The sequence below is a fragment of the Roseimarinus sediminis genome (genome assembly GCF_050433125.1).
GTDB classification, from domain to species: Bacteria; Bacteroidota; Bacteroidia; order Bacteroidales; family Prolixibacteraceae; genus Roseimarinus; species Roseimarinus sediminis.
This window is the reverse complement of sequence record NZ_JBNPXV010000004.1, coordinates 154744-174746: the sequence shown is the minus strand read 5'-3', so window position 1 is coordinate 174746 and position 20003 is coordinate 154744. Positions and strand designations below refer to the sequence as shown.

At 43.6% G+C, this 20003-nt stretch carries 19 protein-coding genes; 9 read left to right on the top strand and 10 right to left on the bottom strand.

Annotation, left to right across the window (positions count from 1 at the left end; genetic code table 11):
* The 3 genes from porG to FHS86_RS06990 form a co-directional block, all read right to left on the bottom strand.
* The gene (porG, locus tag FHS86_RS07000) at window positions 1-678 is read right to left on the bottom strand and encodes a type IX secretion system protein PorG (protein ID WP_429412267.1); all 678 of its coding nucleotides are present in this window, start codon (window positions 676-678) and stop codon (window positions 1-3) included.
* Window positions 679-851: 173 nt separating this feature from the next.
* On the bottom strand, window positions 852-1733 hold the full coding sequence (locus FHS86_RS06995; RefSeq protein ID WP_429412266.1) for an NAD kinase: 882 nt from the start codon (window positions 1731-1733) through the stop codon (window positions 852-854).
* Between the two features lie 13 nt (window positions 1734-1746).
* Window positions 1747-2412 carry a CBS domain-containing protein gene (locus tag FHS86_RS06990; RefSeq protein WP_429412265.1) on the bottom strand — a complete coding sequence of 222 codons (666 nt, stop codon included), beginning with the start codon at window positions 2410-2412 and terminating at the stop codon, window positions 1747-1749.
* Between the two features lie 223 nt (window positions 2413-2635).
* Between FHS86_RS06990 and FHS86_RS06985 the strand changes: the two genes are divergently transcribed.
* On the top strand, window positions 2636-3355 hold the full coding sequence (locus FHS86_RS06985) for a pyridoxine 5'-phosphate synthase (protein ID WP_429412264.1): 720 nt from the start codon (window positions 2636-2638) through the stop codon (window positions 3353-3355).
* Window position 3356: 1 nt separating this feature from the next.
* A complete protein-coding gene (locus FHS86_RS06980) occupies window positions 3357-4172 on the top strand; it encodes an alpha/beta fold hydrolase (protein WP_429412263.1) in 816 nt (271 codons plus the stop codon).
* On the opposite strand, the gene FHS86_RS06975 is transcribed toward FHS86_RS06980, so the two are convergent.
* Both FHS86_RS06975 and malQ read right to left on the bottom strand, forming a co-directional pair.
* On the bottom strand, window positions 4167-5093 hold the full coding sequence (locus tag FHS86_RS06975; RefSeq protein WP_429412262.1) for a PfkB family carbohydrate kinase: 927 nt from the start codon (window positions 5091-5093) through the stop codon (window positions 4167-4169). The genes FHS86_RS06980 and FHS86_RS06975 overlap by 6 nt on opposite strands.
* Window positions 5068-6585: a 4-alpha-glucanotransferase gene (gene malQ, locus FHS86_RS06970; protein ID WP_429412261.1), complete on the bottom strand. Its 1518-nt coding sequence runs from the start codon at window positions 6583-6585 to the stop codon at window positions 5068-5070. The genes FHS86_RS06975 and malQ overlap by 26 nt, the downstream gene beginning before the upstream one ends.
* 511 nt (window positions 6586-7096) lie before the next feature.
* On the opposite strand from malQ, the gene hydG reads away from it, so the two are divergent.
* The 3 genes from hydG to FHS86_RS06955 are packed head-to-tail and all read left to right on the top strand — an operon-like array spanning window position 7097 to window position 9690.
* Window positions 7097-8599, top strand: a complete 1503-nt coding sequence (gene hydG / locus FHS86_RS06965; RefSeq protein WP_429412260.1) for a [FeFe] hydrogenase H-cluster radical SAM maturase HydG — start codon at window positions 7097-7099, stop codon at window positions 8597-8599.
* 33 nt (window positions 8600-8632) lie between these two features.
* Window positions 8633-8980 carry a translation initiation factor gene (locus FHS86_RS06960; protein WP_429412259.1) on the top strand — a complete coding sequence of 116 codons (348 nt, stop codon included), beginning with the start codon at window positions 8633-8635 and terminating at the stop codon, window positions 8978-8980.
* A gap of 35 nt (window positions 8981-9015) precedes the next feature.
* Window positions 9016-9690: a GOLPH3/VPS74 family protein gene (locus FHS86_RS06955; protein WP_429412258.1), complete on the top strand. Its 675-nt coding sequence runs from the start codon at window positions 9016-9018 to the stop codon at window positions 9688-9690.
* 16 nt (window positions 9691-9706) lie between these two features.
* Here FHS86_RS06955 and FHS86_RS06950 read toward each other — a convergent pair whose 3' ends face one another.
* The 4 genes from FHS86_RS06950 to pta form a co-directional block, all read right to left on the bottom strand.
* Complete coding sequence (locus FHS86_RS06950; protein WP_429412257.1) at window positions 9707-10930, bottom strand: acetate/propionate family kinase; 1224 nt, start codon at window positions 10928-10930, stop codon at window positions 9707-9709.
* A 75-nt stretch (window positions 10931-11005) separates the two neighbouring features.
* On the bottom strand, window positions 11006-12205 hold the full coding sequence (locus FHS86_RS06945; protein ID WP_429412256.1) for an acetate/propionate family kinase: 1200 nt from the start codon (window positions 12203-12205) through the stop codon (window positions 11006-11008).
* A gap of 74 nt (window positions 12206-12279) precedes the next feature.
* On the bottom strand, window positions 12280-13257 hold the full coding sequence (locus FHS86_RS06940; RefSeq protein WP_429412255.1) for a 3-hydroxyacyl-CoA dehydrogenase family protein: 978 nt from the start codon (window positions 13255-13257) through the stop codon (window positions 12280-12282).
* Between the two features lie 12 nt (window positions 13258-13269).
* A complete protein-coding gene (gene pta, locus FHS86_RS06935; protein WP_429412254.1) occupies window positions 13270-14268 on the bottom strand; it encodes a phosphate acetyltransferase in 999 nt (332 codons plus the stop codon).
* 333 nt (window positions 14269-14601) lie between these two features.
* Here pta and FHS86_RS06930 point away from each other — a divergent pair, with 333 nt between their 5' ends.
* Entirely contained in the window at window positions 14602-16518 is a 1917-nt protein-coding gene (locus FHS86_RS06930) for a tetratricopeptide repeat protein (RefSeq protein WP_429412253.1), read from the top strand.
* A 75-nt stretch (window positions 16519-16593) separates the two neighbouring features.
* On the opposite strand, the gene FHS86_RS06925 is transcribed toward FHS86_RS06930, so the two are convergent.
* Window positions 16594-17025 carry a DUF4395 domain-containing protein gene (locus FHS86_RS06925; RefSeq protein ID WP_429412252.1) on the bottom strand — a complete coding sequence of 144 codons (432 nt, stop codon included), beginning with the start codon at window positions 17023-17025 and terminating at the stop codon, window positions 16594-16596.
* Window positions 17026-17224: 199 nt separating this feature from the next.
* On the opposite strand from FHS86_RS06925, the gene FHS86_RS06920 reads away from it, so the two are divergent.
* From FHS86_RS06920 to kdsA, 3 genes are read left to right on the top strand one after another with little or no spacing between them, the layout of a single operon-like run.
* Window positions 17225-18499 (top strand): replication-associated recombination protein A, encoded by a 1275-nt coding sequence (locus FHS86_RS06920; RefSeq protein WP_429412251.1) that lies wholly within the window; start codon window positions 17225-17227, stop codon window positions 18497-18499.
* A gap of 32 nt (window positions 18500-18531) precedes the next feature.
* On the top strand, window positions 18532-18909 hold the full coding sequence (locus FHS86_RS06915; protein WP_429412250.1) for a YccF domain-containing protein: 378 nt from the start codon (window positions 18532-18534) through the stop codon (window positions 18907-18909).
* Window positions 18910-18926: 17 nt separating this feature from the next.
* Window positions 18927-19745 carry a 3-deoxy-8-phosphooctulonate synthase gene (gene kdsA / locus FHS86_RS06910; protein ID WP_429412249.1) on the top strand — a complete coding sequence of 273 codons (819 nt, stop codon included), beginning with the start codon at window positions 18927-18929 and terminating at the stop codon, window positions 19743-19745.
* The last annotated feature ends 258 nt before the right edge of the window (window positions 19746-20003 follow it).

Here is a 20003-nt window from a genome sequence, read left to right as displayed (position 1 = left end):
TCAATTAATACTATTGTATGCAGGACATGGTTTTTTACCCCAGTAAAATTTATAGGTCAAAGTTAAACCAAAATAATTTACCCAATCATTATTGTGCCAATTATCGTTAACATCTTCCAGAAATATTGTACTGTATGGGTTGTTAAGGTTATCCAAATCATCGTTAAATAATTTTCGGGTAGAAATTTCAGCCCCGATCCCCCACCGCTTGGTGAGGGCATATTTTATTCCGCCTCCCAATGCAATGTTGGGTGTAATAACGGTATTAAATGCATCCGAAGAATAAAAGGAAACTCCGGCTCCATAAAGAAGGTAAGGACTGAAATTCATTTTTTCAACTCCCAGCAAGAAATCCAGAAAATTAACTTCAACAGCTGCGCCCAAATCGAATACCGGTTTATTAAATGATAGTTCAGTTGTGTTATCATCGAGGTAACCGGTGGCTCCTACCCTGCCATATATTCCCAACACACGGAAGCTGATTCTTGAATTAAAATTGTAACGGTAAAAAAGTCCCATGTTTAAATTAAGCGATTGTAATGGTTGAATGCTGGAATAGTCGCTAAAGGGAGTTGCTCCACCTGCAAACAGACCAAAATCAGCGGTTTGTTGCTGGGCTTTTATATGAATTGTAGTGCTTAGAAACAACAGTATGGTTACAAATAGTTTTACGGGCATTGTGCAATCTTTTTTCTTACAAAATAAAAATCCGGAAAAATAGCAACATCCCGGATAAGCCCAAATTCAGCTCTTTCAGCGTGCTGCAAAAATAACATAAATATTGTAAAAACCTTAGGGGCCTAAATCATTAACTGAAAGGTGAAACAAAAATTGTTTTACCTGGCTTTTTTTTAATTGCGCCGGTCGGCTCCCCACATTAATTTGTTTCGCAGGGTGGCATAAAACGATTGCCCGGGAAGTTTTACCACAGCAACATTTACCGGAGCTTTTTTAATTTTCAGTGAAGTAGAAAAGTCGCAAGGTTCCGACCGATGATCGAATGAAACCAGGAACTGATTCCCCCGTCCCTCGATGTGTAACTCGATTTCAACATCATCGGGTACAACTACCGGACGTACAGTAAGATTGTGCGAGGCAATCGGGGTAATGATTAAGCCCGCCAGATCGGGAATCACAATGGGACCTCCAACACTGAGCGAGTAGGCTGTTGATCCGGTTGGCGTACTGATTATCAGTCCATCGGCCCAATAGTTTGCCAAAAATTCGCCATTAATCAATGTTTCGATTTTAATCATCGATGAATTATCAAGCTTGTGAACTGTCAGTTCATTAATTGCATAATTAATCCCCGTGAATAAATGGGGAGGCTCAACCACCTGCAGCAAGGAACGATATTCGAGCTCGTAATTACCATGCAACAAATCGCCAAGTGCTTCTTCCAGATTTTCACTGTTAATATCGGCCAGAAAGCCCAGCCGGCCACAATTGATTCCGGCAACAGGAATATTCAGTTCCAGGGCATAGGCTACGGCACTTAGAAAAGTACCATCGCCACCAATCGATAGAATCACATCGACATCAGGTGGAAGAGGCTGTTTTTTTCCAAAAAGCGAAATATCCTGAACTGGTAAATGATACTCATCAATCAACAACTGATGTATTTTATCGGCAAGTAGTAATTCAATGGAATATTTATCGAAAAAAGTAAAAATCCGCTCATAAACAGACAGATATTCTTCTTTCATTTCGTTGGCATAGACTGCAATTTTCACGGATTAACTGCTTTTAAAAATTCATATATTTCATAAAAAGCTCATAACGCTCACTGTACATGTCATGTATTAGCGAAGCGTCCATATAAACTGCCTTAATATTGTAATCATAACGCACGAATGTCTGAATAATTGATGAAATGTCGCTTAGATTAACCTTTAGGGTTACATCCATTTCGATTGAATTTTCAGGGCTTTTTGTGTACAGACTCAATATTTTGGCGTTATTTGATTCGACAATCTGGGCAATTTGCGAAAGAGAATAATCGTTGGGGTGAAGTGCCAGCACAATGACTGCTCCCGGATCATTGACAGTCACCAGATCGATTAATTGTAATGATAGGTCATGAATGGTAATTGATCCCGCATATTCATTGTTCATTTCCAGAACCGGAATAAGTGATAAACGCAAATCGAGCATCAATCGCGCAACCTCGTATATGTGTTGATTGGCCTTGATATAAGGACGGGCAAGCGGAATGTTCTGCGCACCCAGTTCACCCTGTTCAAGATTACGGTCATATACATCCTTGTCGGATATCAATCCAAGATATTCAGTTCCATTGAGCAAAGGCAAATGTGAAACCCTTACCGATTCCATGATGTTGATGGCTTTTTGGCCTGTATCGGAACAAGTTAAACAAGGAATCCCCGGCGATATGAGTTCACGTGCTATCACTTTAAACTGTTTATTGTTAATATACGCTGTTTTCGAATGCCAACCTACATTTTTTTTATGAGCCCCGAAAGAATTTAATCAAGATTTTTTTACTGTAAATGATACTTCGAATAAAAGCAGAGTCACCATTGGCCATCGATACCGGCAATTGCTCTTCCTGCAAAAAGGAAATGAATAATATAAGATGAAAAAGTTGTAAATTGCAGGCCAAAATTTATATCGCATGACCAGCTTAAGTGTAAATATCAACAAAATTGCCACCATCAGGAATGCCCGTGGAGGCAACATACCCAACGTGGTGGAGTCGGCAGTAAACTGTCAGCGTTTTGGAGCGCAGGGTATCACCGTGCATCCGCGCCCCGACGAACGACACATTCGTTACAACGATGTAAGAGAACTACGTCCTTTGGTAAGCACCGAATTCAACATAGAAGGCTACCCTGTAAGCCAGTTTATCGATTTGGTTTGTGAAGTAATTCCCGAGCAGGTTACTCTGGTCCCCGATCCTCCCGAAGCCATTACTTCGAATGCAGGCTGGGACACCATTAGACACCGCAGTTTTCTCACCGACGTCATCAAACAATTTCATGCAAAAGGAATCAGGGTCTCTGTTTTTACGGGTACAAATCCCGAACACATCGAAGGAGCTGCTGTTTGTGGAGCCGATCGTGTCGAATTGTACACCGAGCCCTATGCCAGCAACTTTCCGCTTTCACCCGAAAAAGCGGTCAGACCTTTTGTTCTCGCAGCACAAAAAGCCCGCGAAGCAGGCTTGCAGATTAATGCAGGGCACGATCTCAATCTCGATAATTTGAAATACTTGATTCAGAATATTCCATTTATTGAAGAAGTTTCCATCGGACATGCCCTGATAGCTGACGCACTTTACATGGGACTGGAAAAAACAATTCATGCTTACCTCGACTGCCTGAAGATTAACTAAAATGAATTTGTTTTATCGAACAGAAGGAAAAGGAGAAGCCCTGATCATTCTTCATGGCTTATATGGGTCGTCGGACAACTGGATGCAGATTGCCAAAAAACTTGCTGATAAGTTCAGGGTAATCACGGTCGATCATCGAAACCATGGTGCCTCTCCTCACGACAACAGTCATAGCTACGATGACATGTTAACCGACCTGGCCTGGCTGATGCACGAGCTTGAAATTGAAAAAGCTCATGTACTGGGGCACAGCATGGGAGGTAAAGTCGCCATCGCTTTTGCCGCCGATTACCCTGAAAAAATTCTGTCGCTCACTGTAGCCGACATCGCTCCGCGCAACTATCTGAAAAATCCGGCATCGGCCATACAGTATGATTTTCATCAAAAAATTCTCATCACGCTGAGTGAACTCGAGCTAAGTAAGTACAATACCCGCAGGGAAGTTGATCAGGCACTCAAAAACAAGCTTCCTGAAAAGCACATTCGTCAGTTCATACTGAAAAACCTGAAACGAAGTAAAAAGCACTATGAGTGGAAAATTAATGTGCCGGTTTTAAAGGCTGAGTTAGACCATATCATTTCGGGAGTGGATATCGACGATTATTCGGACCAGATTCCCATCATGCAATATCCCGTTCTTTTCATCAAAGGAGAGTTGTCGGGCTACATTCAGCCTGACGATGAACAACTTATAAAAAAGATGTATCCCGAGGCTGAAATTGTGACGCTCGAAGGAACCAGTCATTTTCTCCATGCCGAAAAACCTGACGAGTTTTCTGACCTTGTTGCTGACTTTTTAAATAAGGCAACCTTATAAAGCAATCATTTTCTCAAATTGGCGTGCAAAGGCTTTTGAAATATAGTTCGATTCGGAACGGCAAACCTCTGAAGAAAGGGTCAGGGCAAAGCCAATAATTTTACGCCAGGTATTTTCACTTAGCTGATTTAAGTCTGTCGTCCGAATACCATAGTGATAAAAACCATAAATCAATCCGGCGGTAAAGTTATCGCCGGCACCAATCGTGCTCACCGTTTGAAGCGGTTCAACAGGAATGCTTAACGAGATGTTTTTGGTACAGATGCTTACCGGCATTTCAGCAGAAGTGATAATTAGTATTTCAACACCAAAATCCCTGAATTTTTTAAATAACTCATCAACATCCGAAGTATCGTACAAGCGTTCAAAATCGGTGGTTGATCCTTTTAGTACCTTCGATAAGTAAATATTCTCCTCAAATTTTCTTCTGATTTCAATAATTTCAAGTGGTCCAAATTCTCTGATGTTGGGATCGTATACAGTTAAGGCATTTTTATCGTGTGCCTGATTAAGGAAAAGTAAAAGGCTGTTGCGGCCTTCGTCTCTGAGCGCATTGGTCGATCCAAAAGTGATGATATCGTTGACCCGGGGCTCTGGAAAAAAAAGAGCAGGTGCCTTTTCCGCCTTATAAAACTGATAGCTGGCATTGTTATCCTGATCGAGAAAGGCAAGTGCCAGTCGTGAATTACCATCAAACCTGCTGATATATTCGCAGTTAATTCCGTTTTCCTTCAAAAAGCGCAACGATAAATCGCCAATCTTATCCTTTCCCATTCGGGAAATAAAACTTACAGGGAGCCCCAGCCGGCCAAGTGTTAATGAAGTATTTAGCACACTTCCGCCAACAAATGCTCCGGTTGGCTGCCCATCCCTGAATACGATGTCAAAGGTGGTTTCACCTACGGTGTAAATCGAACTCATTGTATCGGTTATAAAGCTTATTCATTTTTTGCATGCGCTTAAATGCATCATGCTTAAGTTGTTTACCTGTGCAGCGCCAGGTCCAGTTTCCTGTTGCAGTCCCGGGTATATTCATTCGGGCTTGTGCATCGAGTTTGAGCAGATCCTGCATGGGTACAATGGCAATTTCGGCTGTCGACGACCATGCCAGTTCTATCAACCTGTCGGGAACCGACTTTTTCGGATGAGGTGCATATTGACGAACCCGCTGCTTTGCTGCATTGTTCAACTGTTTCCACCATCCAGTCAGTGTCGAGTTATCGTGTGTACCAGTATAAACAACATTGCGGCCATGAAAGTTATGAGGCAGATGTTCATTGCTTTCATCCGATTCGTAGGCAAACTGCAACACTTTCATGCCCGGCAGATTGTAGCGATGACGAAGTGCTTCGACCGCTGGTGTAATAATGCCCAGATCCTCAGCAACAATAGGCAAATCGCCCATGCGCTTTTTCATTATCGCCAGCAACTCGTCTCCATGTGCCTTCATCCACTCACCGTTACGGGCAGTGTCGGCATCAGCTGGTATGGCCCAGAAAGATTCAAGCCCTCTGAAGTGATCGATTCGTAGTAAATGATAAAGATGAAAATTGAAATACAAACGGGCTATCCACCAGTGATAGTGCGTTTGTTTCAGCTCCTCCCAATTGTATACCGGATTTCCCCACAACTGGCCGTCTTCGCTAAAATAGTCGGGCGGAACGCCACCTTTCAACAAGGGCTCTCCCCGATCATCCAGCAAAAAGTGCTTTTGGTTGGCCCACACATCGGCGCTGTCGTGGGCCACATACAAGGGCAAATCGCCAAACAATTCAAGCTGATGCGCTTCGGCATATTGTTTTAATTTGAACCATTGTCTGAAGAAAATAAACTGAATGAATTTTTCCTGTATCAGGTCATCAGCTAACATTGTTCCATAACGTTCCAGTTCAGCTTCATCGCGTTTCGCCAGTTGCTCCGGCCACTGGTTCCAGGGTTCGTCGTTATGATAGCTCCTGCAAACTTTGTACAAAGCATAATCGTGTAACCACCAGTTATGTTCATCGATAAAACGATGGAATTCGGCGTGAAACGGACCGTCGTCCAGGGCCTGAAAACGTCCCCAGGCTTTTTTCATCAGTGCACTTTTAAAACGCATCACCTGATCGTATTCAACTTTCTTTTCTGAAAAGGATTCAGACCAGGCTGTATCTTCGGGCATTAAAATACCCCATTCAAGCAAGAGGTCAGGAGCTATAAAAATAATATTGCCTGCATAGGCAGAATATGCCTGATAAGGAGAGTTGCCGGGTCCGTGGGGGCCAAGCGGCAACATTTGCCACACCGAAAAGCCATGCGAAGCCAGTTGCCTGATTAAGCGATAAGCCTCAGATCCTAAATCACCAACACCAAAGCGGGAAGGTAATGAACTAATATGCAATAAGATCCCGCTCTTTCTTTTTGATTCCTTCATCGGTTAACTAACTTTTGAGGCTTCAAAAACTTCAATTTGAAAAGCTTCATAAAAAAACAATATTAGAATTTACAAAGTCGAAAAAACATGATTAAAACGCATCATTTCCTCCTTAAGCCATTTTTTAAACCCATTTAAAAAAGTCTTTTTTACATTTATTTCTAAAATTAATGTTCAGGTAACATAAGTTTATGCTGTACAACATATATTTGTCCCATCAATTGAACGCTTAGTTCATTTGTTTTAAAACAGACGATTTAGATCACAAAGATAAGTTTTCATAGTTAGGTTTAGTTTAGTTAGGTTTAGTTAGATTAGTTAGTTTAAAGGGATAGGTATTTTATCTATCCTTTTTTTTTGTTTTTATTCTGAGCTAAACGACTTTTAATGAAATAATTCCTCTTTCTTTCATCCAATTTCCAACTTTCTTCATCTCTTTGTTTAATTTGTAACAAATGTTGTTTTTTCTGTCTTTCTATTCCTGTACTTTTACACCATCAAACCGAAAGCCATGCAAACAAAAGAATGGATTAAACAGGCCATCAAACCTGAAGAAAATTTAGCTTATCTCGACAATGGTAATGACTTTATCGACGAAGAAGCCCTGCACAAAGTACTTGAAAGCAGCAAAGCACCTTCGGATGCCGAAGTAAGGGCAATTATTGCCAAAGCAAAATCGATTGAAGCACTTAGCCTTGAAGAAACTGCTAAATTAATGCATGTTACGAGCAGTGATTTATGGAATGAGATCAATGAAGCAGCGCTTGAAATAAAACGTAAAGTTTACGACAACAGGATTGTATTTTTTGCGCCGCTTTATTGTTCCAACTTGTGCGTTAACAATTGTGCCTACTGTGGTTTCAGAACCGAAAACAAAGGCGAAGTACGAAGAATCCTCACCCGCGATGAAATTATAAAAGAAACCGAATCGGTACTCGACACCGGCCACAAAAGGCTGATCATGGTTTATGGCGAACATCCGCAAAGCGACATCAATTACATGGTCGAGACCATTAAAGCAGTGTATTCGGTTGAGCGAAAAGCACCGGTGAGTGGCCGTAGCACTTCGATACGAAGAGTGAATATCAATGCTGCTCCCATGAGCATCGCCGATCTGAAGCGACTCAGGGAAGCCGGAATAGGCACCTATCAGGTTTTTCAGGAAACCTATCATAAGGCAACTTATGAGGCCGTGCATCCTCCAAAAACACTAAAAGGCAATTATCAGTGGCGCCTGTATGCCCTGCACCGGGCTCAGGAAGCTGGCATCGATGATGTAGCCATTGGTGCCTTGTTTGGTTTGTACGACTGGCGTTTTGAAGTGCTTGGCTTGGTTGCTCACGCAGCCGAACTGGAAAAACAATTTGGTGTTGGCCCGCACACAGTATCTGTACCCCGGCTTACTCCCGCTTCAGGATCGCTGCTCAGCACCAGCTCAAAATACCTGGTTAACGACGACGATTTTAAAAAGCTTGTTGCTGTACTTCGCCTGGCCTTACCTTACCCGGGTTTAATTATTACGGCACGCGAACAACCCGAAATCAAACGTGAGATCATCAAATTGGGCTGCACGCAAACCGATGCATCGACCCGTATTGGAATTGGGGCATACCAGGAATGCAACCCGGCAGAAGACCGCAATACAGAGCAGTTTACCATTGGCGATGGACGTAGTCTCGATTCCATCATTAAAGAAGTAGGCGAAATGGGCATGATTTCCTCGTTTTGTACAGCCGGCTATCGTTGCGGACGAACCGGCGATACCATCATGGGCATGCTGAAACACTGTGTGGAAGGAAAGTTTTGTAAGCTCAACGCAGTACTCACCTACCGCGAATACCTCGACGACTATGCCTCGCCCGAAACCAAGGCAATTGGGGAAAAACTGATTGAGCAGGAAATTGGGGAAATTAAAAATCAGGACTTCTTCATGAAAAACAATGGGAAAATATTCAACGATTTCATGCGGAACTACGAACTCATAAAAAGCGGAAAAAGAGATATTTACATCTAACACCGAAAAATTTTATCAGAAAACAAAGCCACCATGAGCAACAACGACTGGAAAGAACGACTGGGAGTGGTTTTCTCAACCAACCCTGATCATGAATACCAACACTTTGAAGAAGAAAGCGAAGAAACCTTGCCTCCGCAAAAGCAGGACTTGCGGGTGCTGCTCGATAAAAAGCAACGAAAAGGGAAGAAAGTTACGCTGGTTACCGGCTTTGTCGGATCGTCCGACGACCTGAAAGCACTGGCCAAATTACTCAAATCGAAATGCGGAGTTGGTGGCTCGGCAAAGGACGGTGAAGTAATTATTCAGGGCGACTTCAGAGAAAAAATAATGGAAATTCTGAAAAAAGAAGGATACAAAGTGAAACGTTCAGGGAGCTAAGCTTACTTATTGCTTAAGTAAATCAATACGTCGATATGGAACCGAAACTGAGTCGTGACTTTTTTCTCTTATCACTCAACCCGAAGAATGGATACTATTTCAACTATGGTAGCGAATTTGGCTATGGCTTATTGGGCGCCATGCTGGCCGACCTTTATCGTTGTGGAAAAATTCGTTTTGAAAACAAGAAAGTAGTATTGATTGACGCTTCACCCGGCTCCTATCCCTATTTTAATCAAATAATTGACCTGCTGCAGCGAAAAGGAAAAATAAGCATTTCCGGACTTCTGGGCCGGATGGCATTTAAAAGTGGTTTTTACAAGAAGGAACTGATAAAAACTTTGAGCGACAATGGAGACCTGATCATGGTCAGAAAGAAGTTTCTGCTGATTCCCTACAAACGATATTTTCCGGCCAAAAGGGATGAACGCATGGAAACCATCCGGCACTTCCGCAATATTTTACTGCGAAATCAGCCACCTGTAAGCGACGATCTGCTCTTTATGTCGCTCATACACATTTGCCGTTTGTACCGATCCTTATCCGACATGCGCGATGAACGAAGGATCATGCGATCGAAAATGAAACTTTTGCTGAAAAACGGCTACCAGTATTCCGAAAATTACGATCAGCTAAAAGCGCTGCATAGCGGTATTAAACAGGCCATTATGGCCGCCCATGCCACAAAGGGAACAGCCTCCGGTATTTGATTATGAATGAAGTGTATTAATTTCCAACCTTCTGTCCATTGGCCACCATACGGGCAGTTTCGCGGGCAATTACAAGCTCTTCGTTGGTTTGTATAATCATTACCTGTACTTTGGAACAATCGGTACAAATTTTAATATCCTGCCCACGGAGGTTACGGTTTAATTCGTTATTGAGTGTAATTCCCAGAAACTCCATCTTGTTGAGACACAGTTCACGAACCAGCCAGTTATTTTCACCAATTCCTCCGGTCATCACCACCAGGTCGAGCCCGTTCAATTCGGCTGCATAGGCACCAATATAATGCTTTACCCTGTGTGCGTATGAACTAAGGGCTCGTTCGGCATCTTTGTTTCCCTTCAGCATTTCATTGGCCAGGTCGCGCATATCGGATGACAAGCCATCGGACATGCCGTACATTCCACTCTTTTTATTCAGCAGCTGAACTATTTCGTTGAGTGGAAGATTTTCTTTTTTCATCAGGTATTCAATAATTCCCGGATCGACCACTCCACTGCGGGTTCCCATTACCAAACCATAATTGGGTGTAAATCCCATCGAAGTTTCAATGGAACGTCCGCCATCGATTGCAGTAATTGAAGCGCCATTCCCCAAATGACAGGTAATGATTTTCTTTTTGGTGATATTCCACCCCAGCAGTTCGCACGCTTTTTCAGCTACATATTTATGGCTGGTGCCGTGAAAGCCATAACGGCGAATGTGGTATTTCTTGTAAAAACTATAAGGAATTCCATATAAATAAGCCTTTTCGGGCATGGTTTGATGAAAAGCCGTATCAAAAACGCCCACCTGCGGCTTACCAGGCAGTAAACGCTCCATGGCTTCTATTCCCTGAAGGTTGGCCGGATTGTGCAAGGGGGCAAGATCGATCAATTCGGCCATTTTTTCTTTTACTTCTTCATTGATGATGACGGTATCCGAAAAATACTCACCACCATGTACCAGGCGGTGACCAACAGCATCAATTTCCTGCAATGATGCAATGGATTGATGCCGCCGATCGGTCAGCAATTTTAAAATAAGGTCAATTCCATCGATGTGGTCAGCTATTTCACGTTCAATTACAATCGGATCTTTCCCTTCAACTTTTTGTTCAATATTACTTCCTTTATTACCGATCCGATCGACCTGCCCCTTGGCAAGTACCTTGTTGTCATTATCAACATGAAACAACTGATACTTAATAGATGAGCTTCCACAGTTAAGAATTAATACCTTCATATAGTTCCTTTTATTTTTATTATACCGGTTTTCTAACTATTCCTAAAAATGCTGACCCAAATGCACCCTGTTATCTTACCCTTCTACAATGGTTTGTGTATCGAGGGCTATCATTAATTCTTCATCGGTAGGTACCACCATGATTTTCACCTTCGAATCGTCGGTACTGATCACGGCTTCCTTCCCACGTAAGCCATTGTTTTTATTATGATCGAGATGGAAACCAAGCCAGTTCATCTCTTCACACACTCCCTTGCGGGTAATGTCGGCATTTTCGCCAATACCGCCTGTAAATACCAGAATATCACAACCATTCATTGCTGCAGTATAGGCACCAATGTATTTTCTGACGCGATAATCGTACATTTTCATGGCCAGTATTGCCCGCTCATTTCCTTCTTCGGCCGCCAGTTCAATGTCGCGGGCATCCGACGAAATGCTGGTGATTCCCAACATGCCGCTGTGCTTGTTAAAAAGCGCCGATGCCGATTCAACACCAATATTTTCCTTTTCCATTAAAAAAGTAACTGCACCAATATCGAGGTCGCCGGCACGGGTTCCCATCAACAAGCCTTCGAGCGGGGTGAAGCCCATGGAAGTATCGACCGATTTTCCCTTATCGATGGCAGCAAGTGAAGCACCGTTACCCAAATGGCAGGTAATGATCTTTTGCTGCTGAAAGTCGACACCCAGAATTTCGCAGGCTCGCTGGCTAACATAGCGATGACTGGTTCCGTGGAAACCATAGCGGCGAACACCGTATTTTTTGTAGAGGCTGTAAGGAATGCCGTACATGTAAGCATAGTCGGGCATGGTTTGGTGAAAGGCAGTATCGAAAACCCCCACCTGTTTTACGTCGGGAATCAATTCTTCAATGGCTTCAATCCCCTTCAGGTTCGGCGGGTTATGCAAGGGAGCCAGCTCAATGCATTTTTCCATTTCTGAAATGACCTCGTTATCGATCAGTACGCTGCTGCTGAAACTTTCACCCCCATGTACCACCCGGTGACCTACAGCCGAAATTTCGGACAACTTATCAATGCATCCGTGCTTTTTGCTGGTAAGTACCCCCAGCACAAATTCAATCCCGGCTTTGTGATCAAGAATTTCACCATTAAAGACCACCTTATCACCGTTCTCCTTATTAAGCTTTAACTGGGATCCGTTGAGACCAATTTTTTCAACCAGGCCTTTGGCCAGTACCGATTGATCGGTCATGTTGAAAAATTGAAATTTAATCGACGAACTTCCACAGTTCAGTACCAATATTTTCATTCGTTTGTTGTTATTCATTAATAAACAATGTGCGTAGAACCAGCTTCAAGACGATAGCTGCTCCTTCATTCATCTTATTTACCGACAAGTTCGGCACTTGCTTTTACAATACGTTCACCATTTTCGTCGTATTCGAAAAAGCCTTTTCCTGAACTTAGTCCGTAATGATTTTGCCTGATCAGTCGTTTGATCATTGGATTGGTTTTGTAACGGGCATCACCAAACTCATTGAACAGGTTCTCCATCCAGCGCGACACACGGTCGAGCCCTATGATGTCGGCAATACTGAAAGGCCCCAGACGCATACCATAACCGGTAAGCATCAGTTGCTCTATGTCATCTTTACATCCTACTCCTTCAAGAACCATCTCGCAGGCTTCGTTCAATAAAACGGTAAACATGCGTACACTGATAAGCCCTACCGATTCTTCGACCGGAATGGCTTTGCGCTTGATCATTTTAATGAATTGCTTCACCTTATCGTAGGCCCAGCCAGCGGTATACAAGCCTTTGGTAATTTCTACAATTCTTGAGTCGACCGAATTGATCATGAAGTGCAGACTGATGCAACGCTCCTTATGTTCCAGATTTTCCGACAAGTCGGAGATAATTACAGTTGTTGAATTGGTTGCAATAATCGTCGAAGTATCAACAATTTTTTCCAGCTCTTCAAAAACCTGTTTCCGGGCTTCAAAACTACGGCCCTTCCCGGTCGTAGGTACTGTTTCGATTACCAGATCACATCCGGCAAAATCTTCAAGGCTCAGGGTGCCTTTGATACGCGACATTACTGCGCGCTTTTCCGATTCGGTTGATCCCCAATTGCGGATTCGACTGTCGATAATCTCTTCGATCTTTTTTAATGATTCGTTGATTTTTTCTTCCGACGCTTCCCTGAAAATCACCTCCATACCATACGAACTGCATACACGCGCAATGTATTGACCATCATTTCCACAGCCTACTATGCCAACTTTTGAAAAAAGTTTGGTAGATTTTTTCTTCTTACTTAAGCCAAAATCTTCAATCGATTCTATAATAGTTTCTCCCATCTTTCCTGCCATTTAAAAGGTACTACCAGCCTGGTTGGCGGTAACAGCAACCATGTTCACAATATCGGTAACCGAGCAACCTCTCGAAAGGTCGTTGATTGGTGCAGCCATTCCCTGCAATACGGGGCCAATGGCTTCGGCTCCGGCCAGACGCTGTACCAGTTTGTATCCAATATTTCCTGCTTCAAGTCCGGGAAAAACCAAAACATTGGCTTTACCGGCCACTTCACTTTCCGGCGCCTTCAACGCTCCCACTTCCTTGATAATGGCTGCATCGAGTTGCATTTCACCATCAATCTTTAAGCCTGGAGCCATTTTTTTAGCCAACTGCGTTGCTTCCACTACTTTATCAACCAAAGGATGTTTCGCACTTCCCATGGTTGAGAAGCTAAGCATGGCCACCCGGGGATCAAGCCCCACGATGGCTTTTGCTGTTTGAGCAGAAGTAACGGCAATTTCGGCCAGCTGTTGGGCATCAGGATCTGGCATTACAGCACAATCGGCAAAAACCAGCACCCCGTCGTGACCAAAGCGCTCATCGACAAACATCAAAAAAGCACCCGATACCACGCTGCAGCCTGGTAAAGTTTTTACAAATTGAAATGCAGGACGCAATACATCGCCGGTGGCATTGATGGCTCCGGCAAGTTCTCCGTCAGCATCACCACTTTTAATCATTAATGGCCCAAAATAAAGGGGATCATTGAGCAAGGCAAGTGCTTCCTCCTTCTTCAGTCCCTTGTTTTTACGAATTTCTACCATCAGGTCAGCATAAGCATCCCTGCGTTCATCGGTGCGGGGATCAATCAATTCAGCTCCCGAAATCTCAACGCCCAGCTCATTGGCTTTCTGCTTAATAACAATGGGATCACCCAGCAAAATTAAACGGGCAATACCTTCTTTTAAAATAATTTCTGCAGCCTGCAAAGTACGGGCTTCCTCCCCCTCGGGCAAAACGATCCTTTTATTCAGTTTGGATGCATTTGATTTAATCTGATCCAGTAATTTCATATGATCTATTTTTCTAATCTTTCTATGTAACAAGCAAAGCACAAAAGTAACCATTTTGCATATTTCAATTAGTTGAAAAACGTCATTTCGAAGCTTTTTTTCCAAAGTTTTAAAATACGAGAAACATGGCCATATTTTCATTCTCCACAATAACCTCCTGAAAAACCAACACTTACAACTCAAAACAGAACAACTGCTGCTTATTTTGAATGGAAATAAATAACACCCGGGTGTATATCGTTGACAGCGCTGTCGTTTCTGAATATTAAAAAAAGTGAAACTTCCGGCACGGCTGCTGAAAAATGCTATTTTTGTTCATTTTAGAAAAAGACGATGAAGAAAAAGCTCCTTATACTCCTTGTATTGTTGCCCCTGTCAGGAATTGGCCAGCTTAATACCAGCCATGTAATACACACCGGTCGCAGCAGGCTCTACTTTGGTAATTACACGGGGGCTATCGAAAGCTTTAATATGCTTGTAAGCATGCAACCGCATTTGCCCGAGCCTTATTTTTACCGTGGGGTTTCAAAAATGAATCTTGAAGATTACCGTGGTGCCATTTCCGATCTGAACAAAGCGCTCGAGATAAAGCCATTTTACCCCGAAGCCCTCATGTACCGTGGTATTGTAAATTACAATCTGGGAGCTTACGATAAAGCCATGAACGACTATTCGGAAGCCATGCAGCTCGATGGTGAAAATGCCGATATTTATAACAACCGTGGAATTTGTAAGGCAGCCATGAGAGACCTGGAAGGTGCCATCGCAGATTATAGCAGGGCCATCGAACTGAAACCTAAAAACTACAATGCGCACCTGAATAGAAGCATTGCTTATCAGTTGCTCGAAGAATGGGACAGCGCCATTGCCGATTGTAACCAGCTCATCCGCATCAGACCCAATTCGGCCATGGGATACATGAGTCGCGGTTTAATAAAGATTGAACAAAAAGAATTTGCCGGAGCCCTGCGTGATTTCGACATGGCCATCTACCTCGATCCCCGGAATGCACATGCCTACCTGAATCGTGGAATGGTAAAGCAACAGCTCGAAAGCTACGATGCTGCCATCATGGACTACAACCAGGCCATCGAAATCAACAATCAAATGGCCAGTGCTTATTTTAACCGGGGAATTGCACGAGAAATGACCGGTAAGGATGGATATCAGCAGGATTACGATTACGCCTCACTACTCGACCCCCGTTTTGCACGCCGCCCGTGGCAAACGGCCAAAGAACAGGAAGAAGCCCGAAAACAACAATTGCAAGCATGGCAGCAACAGGCTTCAAACATTGCACCTGCCGACAGCAGCACAAATGCATTTATTGCCGATACCAGCTCAAACGAAGCTGCAGCACCTGTAATCGATCTGGCTGAATTACAAAAAAGAAAAATGAAAGCGAATCTGGTGGTTGAAGATAACCGTCAAATCCCGGGACAAGAAGCAGAAGATCCGGGAAGAGTGCAGAATCAGAACATCCAGATCACCCTGCTTCCTCTTTTTGAGATTGCAACCATCAGCAGAACTTCGGCCGATAATGAGACGGTTGGTTATTTTAACATGCTCATTGAAAAACTGAATGCATCGTTCAACTACCAGCCTTATTTAACCTTAAGCAATCAACCTTTGAGTTCCGAAGCTGCAAAAGCCTACTATCAGAATCAGGTTTTGGTTTTTGATCAGCGCATCGAGCAAAATAAAGGAATCAGCAACAACTATCTCTACAGAGGGATTTTCAAGTCGCTCACCGGCAATTACAACGGTGCCCTGAGCGATCTCGACCGGGCAATCGAACTTGATGAACACAACCTGCTGGCCTATTTCATGCGGGCCAATACCCGCACCAAATTAATCGAAGCCATCGAAAAGGTGGCAACAGGATCGACGCTCAACACATCGCTGCAAAGCATGCAAAAGCTGAAGCCCCAAAATAAAAACAGCCTGCCCGACGAAGCGATGGATGCCATTTTAACTGATTATTCCGTGGTACTTTACATGAATCCGCAATTCCCGTTTGGCTACTTCAATCGCGGAAACCTGTTCATTAAAAATGAACAATACCTGGCGGCCATGGATGAATATTCAAAAGCCATCGAAATTGAAAATGATTTTGCCGAAGCCTATTACAACCGGGGGCTGGTGAAGGTACTGTTGAACGACATTGAAGGCGGTGCACGCGATTTAAGTAAGGCGGGCGAATTGGGAATTGAAGAAAGTTACAATGTAATTAAACGCTATTGTAATTGAAAGCCCTTGAAAGGCTCTCAATTCAATAGTGTTCAGTTGGGATAGCATATCGAGGGAGACGATAATGATTCAAAATTAATTCACACTTTTTCTGAAAAAAGGATAGAGCTGACAGGCTACACAATACGAAAATGCAGCTTCCAGCAAGGAGAAAAATGCCAGAATGCCCGCGGCGGCAATACAAAACACACTACAATCAAGTAAAGAAGTCAGCAAAGCCAATGCACTCAAAGTACCTCCTACCTGAGCGGCAAAAATTTTAGGACCGGCATTGATCATTTTTACCTTTAAATTGAGCTGCTTTGCAATTTGCTTGTTTACGCTGCTCAGGGGGCTGTAACGACCATCAAAAAAGCCTCTGATAATGAAATCGATCATCAGAAAAAGCAGGCCGGGCCAGAAATTGAAGATGATAAAACTTACTGCCAAAACAAAAGTGACGACGGCATTCAAACGGGCAACCTGTTCGTTGATTCGCTGATCGGTAATTGGACAAACTGCTTGCATAATAACTGGTTTTTGATTTACTGCCTCAAATATAAAAGACATTTTTGTCTGATTTAGATAAGTCATCAATTTTCCGGCTCCAATGTGTCATTGTTAACAATTTCGGAACAATGCAGAATGATTTCTTTTTCCTTCTCTTTAGCTTACACCCCTTCACAGTCTTCAGCCGATTTCCCGATAATTCTTTTATTTTTGTACTATGTCAAATCAACCATTAGCCGAACGTTTGCGCCCTACAACACTTGATCATTACATTGGTCAGGAGCATTTGGTTGGAAAGGGATCTATTCTGCGTAAAATGATGGAAAGCAACACACTTAGCTCCATCATATTATGGGGACCGCCCGGGGTTGGTAAAACAACACTTGCCCGAATTATTGCCAACAATCTCGACCGTCCTTTTTACACGCTCAGCGCTGTTAGCTCCGGGGTAAAAGATGTTCGCGATGCCATTGAGAAAGCCAAAAAACAACAATTTTTCAATCGTCCCAATCCCATACTCTTTATCGACGAAATTCATCGTTTCAGTAAATCACAGCAAGATTCATTGTTGGGTGCCGTTGAACAGGGTGTTATAACCCTGGTAGGAGCTACCACCGAGAATCCTTCGTTCGAGGTAATCACTCCCCTTCTGTCGCGCTGTCAGGTATATGTGTTGAAGTCGCTCGAAAAGGAAGATCTGGAGAAACTGCTACAGCATGCACTTAGCAACGACCAGGTATTAAAAACGAAGAACATTGAAATCAGGGAAAAAGAGTCGCTTTTCAGGTATTCGGGAGGCGATGCGCGCAAACTGCTCAACATCCTCGAACTGGTCACAGCCAATGCCGGCGACGAACAACTGGTCATTACCAACGAACTGGTAAGTACAAGTCTGCAGCAAAATCCTGCAGCTTACGATAAGAATGGCGAAATGCATTACGACATCATTTCAGCCTTTATAAAAAGTATCCGCGGCAGCGATCCCGATGCAGCGGTTTATTGGCTGGCACGCCTGGTCGAAGGGGGCGAAGATCCCAAGTTTATCGCACGCCGGCTGGTGATATCGGCTGCCGAAGACATCGGGCTGGCCAACCCCAATGCGCTTTTGCTGGCCAATGCCGGCTTCGATGCCATCAATAAAATTGGATGGCCCGAAGGTAGAATCGTGCTGTCGGAAGTTGCCATTTACCTGGCCAACTCACCCAAAAGCAATTCATCGTACAGTGCCATTGGCGATGCCTTGCAGCTGGTGCAAACTACTGGTAATCTTCCGGTTCCCCTGCACCTTCGAAATGCGCCCACCAGGCTAATGAAAGAACTGGGTTATGGCAAGGGCTACAAATACTCGCATGCCTACCCCGGAAATTTTGTACAACAGCAATTTTTACCCGATCAGATCAAAAACCATCGGATTTGGAAAGCGGCCCAAAACCAGCAGGAACTTTCGATGATCGAAAGGCTGAGAAACTGGTGGGGCAAACGTTTTGAATAAGTAAATTGTAAGCGATAACTAAATCGAACAACATGTCAACTCTTGGAAATATTTTATGGATCGTATTTGGCGGCTTTATCATTGCCATCGAATATGTAATTTCAAGCATTCTGATGATGATTACCATTGTTGGAATTCCTTTCGGTATTCAGAGCCTGAAAATGGCCGAACTGGCCCTTTGGCCCTTTGGATACGACACCCGCACCAGGGAATCTTCTTCGGGCTGTTTAGCCACCATCATGAACCTGATCTGGATTGTCATTGGCGGTTTCTGGATCTTCCTCACCCACATTCTTTTGGGCGTTTTGCTCTCAATTACCATCATTGGAATTCCCTTTGGAAAACAACATTTCAAACTGGCATCTCTTTCGCTCACCCCCTTTGGACGTGAGATTTATAAAAAACGATAAATAACCGAAGATTCACTATGTTACCCGATATCGACCGATTAAAATTCAGGCAACAGGATAAAATGTTGCTTATTGCCGGCCCCTGTGCCATCGAAGGAGAAACCATGGCCTTTGCTATTGCCGAAAAAATTGCCGAAATCAGCCACAGGCTTCAGATTCCCTTCATTTTTAAAGGATCGTATCGTAAGGCCAACCGTTCGCGCAAGGATTCATTTACAGGAATTGGTGACGAAAAAGCCTTATCCATTTTAAAAAGAATAAGCGAAAAGTTCGACCTGCCCGTTACCACCGATATTCACAGTGCTGCCGAGGCTGCATTGGCTGCCCGATTTGTCGATGTGCTTCAGATTCCTGCTTTTCTGTGTCGTCAGACCGACCTCCTCGAAGCAGCAGCCCAAACAGGCAAAGTGGTCAACATCAAAAAAGGACAGTTCCTGTCGGCAGCAGCCATGAAATTTGCAGCCGAAAAAGTCAGGGAGTCAGGCAATCAACACGTCATGCTTACCGAGCGGGGCAATACCTTTGGCTACCACGACCTGGTGGTCGATTTCAGGGGCATTCCCGAAATGCAGCAAAACAAGTGCCCGGTAATTCTCGACATTACCCATTCACTCCAGCAGCCCAATCAGGCATCGGGAGTTACAGGCGGCCAGCCCCAGCTGATTGAGACCATTGCACGTGCAGGCATTGCCGTTGGAGCCGATGGTATTTTTATCGAAACCCATCCCGATCCGGCCAATGCCAAATCGGATGGCGCCAACATGTTGCCACTCGACCAGCTCGAAAACCTGCTTACCCGACTGGTTCAGCTGAAAGATGCTGTCAATAATTTTTAGTCATAAATACGGGCCGGTGCACCAAAGTACCTGGTAGAAAAAGAAAGTATCCAGGTGCTTATTTTCGAAAATGCGGCTTTTAAAGTTGAACAATCGATGTTTTACAACATATTTCATTAATTCAGCCAAGACACTAAATACGTGACACTTAAGAACAAAAACGATAAAGCCCAACTAAGCGCGCACCAATTTAACTGTTAAAAATTGCCCCGGGATCAAACCATGATTCTATTTTCGGGTTCTCATTTAATCCGGCTG

What these genes read in the sequence shown, in the direction of transcription:
- porG (WP_429412267.1), bottom strand. Translation starts at nt 678, where the DNA reads ATGCCCGTAAAACTATTTGTAACCATACTGTTGTTTCTAAGCACTACA.
- FHS86_RS06985 (WP_429412264.1), top strand. Translation starts at nt 2,636, where the DNA reads ATGACCAGCTTAAGTGTAAATATCAACAAAATTGCCACCATCAGGAAT.
- FHS86_RS06980 (WP_429412263.1), top strand. Translation starts at nt 3,357, where the DNA reads ATGAATTTGTTTTATCGAACAGAAGGAAAAGGAGAAGCCCTGATCATT.
- FHS86_RS06975 (WP_429412262.1), bottom strand. Translation starts at nt 5,093, where the DNA reads ATGAGTTCGATTTACACCGTAGGTGAAACCACCTTTGACATCGTATTC.
- malQ (WP_429412261.1), bottom strand. Translation starts at nt 6,585, where the DNA reads ATGAAGGAATCAAAAAGAAAGAGCGGGATCTTATTGCATATTAGTTCA.
- hydG (WP_429412260.1), top strand. Translation starts at nt 7,097, where the DNA reads ATGCAAACAAAAGAATGGATTAAACAGGCCATCAAACCTGAAGAAAAT.
- FHS86_RS06960 (WP_429412259.1), top strand. Translation starts at nt 8,633, where the DNA reads ATGAGCAACAACGACTGGAAAGAACGACTGGGAGTGGTTTTCTCAACC.
- FHS86_RS06955 (WP_429412258.1), top strand. Translation starts at nt 9,016, where the DNA reads ATGGAACCGAAACTGAGTCGTGACTTTTTTCTCTTATCACTCAACCCG.
- FHS86_RS06950 (WP_429412257.1), bottom strand. Translation starts at nt 10,930, where the DNA reads ATGAAGGTATTAATTCTTAACTGTGGAAGCTCATCTATTAAGTATCAG.
- FHS86_RS06945 (WP_429412256.1), bottom strand. Translation starts at nt 12,205, where the DNA reads ATGAAAATATTGGTACTGAACTGTGGAAGTTCGTCGATTAAATTTCAA.
- FHS86_RS06940 (WP_429412255.1), bottom strand. Translation starts at nt 13,257, where the DNA reads ATGGGAGAAACTATTATAGAATCGATTGAAGATTTTGGCTTAAGTAAG.
- pta (WP_429412254.1), bottom strand. Translation starts at nt 14,268, where the DNA reads ATGAAATTACTGGATCAGATTAAATCAAATGCATCCAAACTGAATAAA.
- FHS86_RS06930 (WP_429412253.1), top strand. Translation starts at nt 14,602, where the DNA reads ATGAAGAAAAAGCTCCTTATACTCCTTGTATTGTTGCCCCTGTCAGGA.
- FHS86_RS06925 (WP_429412252.1), bottom strand. Translation starts at nt 17,025, where the DNA reads ATGCAAGCAGTTTGTCCAATTACCGATCAGCGAATCAACGAACAGGTT.
- FHS86_RS06920 (WP_429412251.1), top strand. Translation starts at nt 17,225, where the DNA reads ATGTCAAATCAACCATTAGCCGAACGTTTGCGCCCTACAACACTTGAT.
- FHS86_RS06915 (WP_429412250.1), top strand. Translation starts at nt 18,532, where the DNA reads ATGTCAACTCTTGGAAATATTTTATGGATCGTATTTGGCGGCTTTATC.
- kdsA (WP_429412249.1), top strand. Translation starts at nt 18,927, where the DNA reads ATGTTACCCGATATCGACCGATTAAAATTCAGGCAACAGGATAAAATG.